This window comes from Bradyrhizobium sp. (assembly GCF_019242285.1).
In the GTDB taxonomy this organism is placed as follows: Bacteria; Pseudomonadota; Alphaproteobacteria; order Rhizobiales; family Xanthobacteraceae; genus Bradyrhizobium.
Window position 1 is genome coordinate 1 of record NZ_JAFAVV010000824.1, and the last position, 2482, is coordinate 2482.

The 2482-nt window shown below is 67.0% G+C and carries 2 protein-coding genes; one reads left to right on the top strand and one right to left on the bottom strand.

The features are described 5' to 3' along the window. Positions 1-932, bottom strand: a 932-nt coding sequence (locus JOY90_RS33845) for an NAD(P)/FAD-dependent oxidoreductase (protein WP_291695437.1), incomplete at its 3' end; no start/stop codon positions are given. Positions 933-1139: 207 nt separating this feature from the next. Between JOY90_RS33845 and JOY90_RS33850 the strand changes: the two genes are divergently transcribed. Further along, positions 1140-2482 (top strand): PAS domain-containing protein (locus JOY90_RS33850; protein WP_291695438.1); only part of this gene is annotated, 1343 nt, incomplete at its 3' end.

Consider the following 2482-nt stretch of genomic DNA (forward strand, 5'->3'; position numbering starts at 1 on the left):
GAATAGCTCGGCATCAGCGCGCCGTCGGGCAGCGCGGGCCAATATTTCCGGATCGCCGGATAGAACCGTTCCGATCGCGCCGGGTCCACCGTGTAGTCGATGTGGTCGACCCATTCGACGTCGGGCCCGAAGCGCGCCTGCCCCGCCAGGTCGAGGGTGAGGTGCACGCCGAGCCCGCCCGGTTCCGGCACCGGGTAGATCAGGCGCGAGAACGGCGCCTTGGCGCTGCAACTGAAGTAGTTGCCCTTGGCGAGATAGGCTTGCGGAATCAGGTCCGGCGGCATGCCTTCGATGTTCCGCGCCGTCGCCGGTGCATCGAGGCCCGCCGCGTTGACGAGAAGTCCGGAGGCCAGCGTCATCGGCGAGGCGCCGCCAGTTTCGAGCTCGATCCGTCCGCCCGCGGCTTTCGCGCGCAGCAGGGGCGTGTGAATGGCGAGCGCCGCACCAGCCGCCTCGGCGTCGCCGCGCAACGCCAGCATGTAGGCATGGCTGTCGACGATGCCGGTGGACGGCGAGAGCAGCGCCGCCTCGCAGGCGAGCGCCGGCTCCAGTGCGCGCGCGGCCTCGCCGGCCAGCGTTCGCATGTCATTGACGCCATTGGCTTCGGCGTGGACGCGGATCGACCGCAGCTTCTCGGCCTCTTTTGCCGTCGTGGCGACGATCAGCTTGCCGCAGTTCCTGTGCGGGATGCCGTGATCGGCGCAATAGGCGTAAAGCGCGCGCTTGCCGGCCACGCACATCCGCGCCATCAGGCTGCCGGCCTTGTAGTAGATGCCCGCGTGGATCACCTCGCTGTTGCGGGAGGAGGTCACCGTCCCGATGCCTTCGGCCGCCTCCAGCAGGATGACCTCGCGGCCCGCTTTCGCCAGCCGTCTTGCGACCGCGAGCCCGATCACCCCCGCGCCGACGACGACGCAGTCAACGCGTTCCATGCGCTGCCCCGCGTGGCACCGTCATCAATGGCTTTTTCAGGAATGGGCCGGACCGCGTCCGAAGCAGGGGCACTGTTAACGAGGCGGTAATCATGTCAGGGCAATTGCCGTGGTTCCGGTCGCATTTCAGGGCTGCCACCGCGGGGCGTTTACCCGATCCAAACGCGTCTAGCCAGACACTCCGAGGCCGAATTCCGCGGGTGACTGATGGCTGGCAAGAACGGGCAGGCAGGCGGCAAGGACGAGATTCCTGCGCGGGCCGTGGCATGCCTGGCCGCCGTGGTCATTGCCTGCGCGCCGGCCTGGGCGCAGGCGGGCGAGCTCGCGCCGGCAACGGTCATCGTCTCGGTTGGTCCCGATACGCTCTGGGAGATGCTGATCGGCGGCATCGTCGTCTGTGCATTCCTGGGCTCGATCGCGGTGTGGGCCCATGCTGCGATGCAGCAGGCAACGGGCGCGCAGGCGAGCCGCGACGCCTATGTCGGCAGCGCGCTGAACAGCCTCAACCACGGCGTGGTCATGACCGATCCGAAGATGCGGATCGTCTACTGCAACGACCGCTATTTCGAGCTCTACGGCCTCAAGCGTTCGGATCTCGAGCCCGGCATGACCGGTCCGGAGCTGCTGGAGCTTCGGCGGAAGCGCGGATTGCTCGAGGGAAGCATCGACGACTACTATCGCCAGGTCACCCGGCCGGAAGGCACCGTCACCGAGCTGCCGAACGGGCGCGCGATCCTGGCCCGCCATTGCTCGCTGCCGAACGGCGGCAGGGTCGAGATCCATGAGGATTGCAGCGCACAGCGCAAGCTGTCCCGGCAGTTCGCCTCCACCACGCAATTCCTGGAATCGGTGCTCGACAACGTACCGGTTTGCGTCGCCGCCAAGAATATCGTGGATGGCCGCTACATCTTCGCCAACCGCGCCTTCGAGCGATTCTCGCGGTTTTCCCGCGATCACATCGTCGGCAAGCGCGCCGACGAGATCTTTCGCCCCGAGACTGCCGCCACTATCGAGGCGGCGGATCGCGCTGCGCTGGATGCGCCGGAAGGTCAATATCTGAGCGAGCTGATCGTCGAGCGCGGCCGGGAGAAACGCGTGCTGGCCTCAAACCGGGTGATCGCGCGCAACGGGCAGGGCGAGCCCGAATTCCTGATCGCGCTGTTCGAGGACATCACCGACCGCCGGTCGCTGTCGCGCGAACTCGAGCAGACCAAGAAGTTCCTCGAGCTCGTGGTCGACAACATTCCGGTGTCGCTGATCGTCGAGCGCGTCAGCGACGGCCGCTATCTGCTCGCCAACCGCAGCGCCGAAGCGATCCTCAACCGGCGCCGCGAGGAGGTCACGGGCCTCACGGCGACGGACATCTTCAATCCGCGCGAGGCCAAGCTGATCGTCGCGCGCGACGAGGCCGCGATCAGGAAACGCGACCTGCTCACCGAGGAGCATCCGATCTCGACCAAGGACGGCTTGCGCCTGTTCCTGACCCGCCGCATGACCGTGCTCGACGAGGCCGGCCAGCCGCAATATCTGATCAAGACCCACGAGGACGT